Source organism: uncultured Leptotrichia sp. (assembly GCF_938036635.1).
GTDB lineage: Bacteria > Fusobacteriota > Fusobacteriia > Fusobacteriales > Leptotrichiaceae > Leptotrichia > Leptotrichia hongkongensis.
Genome location: NZ_CALHQO010000153.1, coordinates 1 through 2,066, shown reverse-complemented (window position 1 = coordinate 2,066; position 2,066 = coordinate 1). Strand labels below are relative to the sequence as shown.

2 protein-coding genes are annotated in these 2,066 nt (G+C 33.4%); both read left to right on the top strand.

What is annotated here, in order from left to right; all coding sequences use genetic code 11:
• A partial coding sequence (locus tag Q0370_RS02910) for a phage portal protein (protein ID WP_299571894.1) occupies window positions 1–1,350 on the top strand: 1,350 nt, incomplete at its 5' end.
• Window positions 1,310–2,066: head maturation protease, ClpP-related (locus tag Q0370_RS02905; RefSeq protein ID WP_299571891.1), on the top strand; the 757-nt coding region annotated here is incomplete at its 3' end. The genes Q0370_RS02910 and Q0370_RS02905, both read left to right, overlap by 41 nt.

Genomic DNA, 2,066 nt, shown 5'->3' with positions numbered 1-2,066 from the left:
CGTTCGAGAGATTTATATATGGGAACTTCTGTGGCTACTGGGGCGTTGAAAACTATTAATACGAATGTCGTTGGGAGCGGATTAAAATTAAAGGCTGCTATCGATAATGAGACAATAGGGATTAACGACGAGGAAGCTGAAGCAATAGAAAGTTTGATTGAAAAAGAATTTGAACTTTGGTCGAAAGATAAAATTGATAATTTAGGAACTATGAATTTTTATCAGATTCAGGAACTTGTATTTTTGACAGTGCTGATGAATGGAGAATGTTTTATAAAATTAAATTATTTTGAAACTCCAAAAAATCCATATAGTTTAAAACTCGAAATTTTAGAGCCTGACAGAATATATACTCCAAATAATATGATTTCAGATAAAAGTGTGGTTGAGGGTGTGAAAATAGATAAAAATGGAAGAATTGAAGGTTATTATGTTTCATCTGAACATCCTTTGGATGCAACTGGGGGAGTAAGTGAGAAACTTATAAAAGTTTATGGAAGTGAAAATCAAAAAAATATAATACATCTACTTTTCACAGAAAGACCTGAACAAGTAAGAGGAATCCCAATATTATCTCCAGTTATTGAGAATTTAAAGCAGCTCGGGAATTATACTGAAGCTGAACTAATGGCAGCAGTTATAAGCGGAATGTATGCAATTTTTATTGAAAGCGAAGCCGAAAATTCGAGCGGTGCTGATGTAGGTGAACTAGAAGCAGTTGAAAATGATTTGCTGGTAGATTCAGAAGATGAAACTACTATAGAACTTGCACCAGGAATGGTTGTGGGACTTAATCCAGGAGAAAAAGCAAAAGCTACTAATCCAGGAAGACCTAACGCTCAATTTGATCCTTTTGTTACAAGTATTTTACGGCAAATTGGAAGTGCTTTGGAAGTTCCGTATGAACTTTTGATAAAGCATTTTACAGCAAGTTATTCAGCAAGCCGTGCAGCACTTCTGGAAGCGTGGAAAATGTTTAGGAAAAGGCGTGAATGGTTTGTAGAGAATTTTACCCAGCCTGTTTATGAGGAATGGTTAAATGAAGCGTATTTGCTAGGTAGAATTGAACTTAAAAATTATGGAACTGATTTTCTTATAGATAAAGCGTGGTGTGGTTCGCAATGGAATGGACCATCTCAAGGGCAAATAGATCCGTTAAAAGAGGCTAATGCGGCAGTTATAAGAATCAATAATGGATTATCGACTAGGACGAGAGAAACAGCAGAACTTAATGGAGGAGATTTTGAACAAAACATAAGAATTTTGGCAAAGGAAAACAAATTATTAACAGAGAAAGGAGTGATATTGAATGCCGAAACAACTCAAATTTTGGAACGTGATGAAGAATGATGAGGAAAAATCAGCTGAACTGATACTTTATGGGAGCATTGGAAGTGATGAATATTGGGATGATATATCTGATAAGGCGTTTAAACAGGATATTGAAAATCTTGGGGATGTGGAAAATATAACTTTGCACATAAATAGTCCGGGAGGGAGTGTATTTAGTGCTGTAGCAATAGCGAACACTCTTAAAAATCATAAGGCTAAAATAACAGCAAATATAGATGGATTGGCAGCAAGTGCGGCAACTATCATAACAAGTGCCTGTGATACTGTAAGAATGCCTAAAAATGCTTTGTTTATGGTACATAATCCAATAACTTTCGCTTACGGAAATAATCAAGATATGCAAAAAACACTTGAAATGTTAAATAAAGTTAAAAATAGCATTATCGAAACTTATTTAAGCAAAACAAAAACTGATAAGGAAACTTTATCTGAACTAATGGATAATGAAACTTGGATGAGTGCAGAAGAAGCTAAAGAATATGGATTTGTTGATGAAATATTAAATGAAAGCGTGGAAAAAGAAGTTATTGAGAATAAATTGATTATAAACAATATGGCTTTTGATATTTCAAGATTTAAAAATTTTAAAGAAAAGAAAAATCAAGATCCAAGAATTATAAATATTTCTGTAAATAGTACAGGAAGTCCTGAAGAAATAGCTGATAAATTTAGAGATATATTAAATTCGACAGAAAATCAAAAAAACGAAGGAG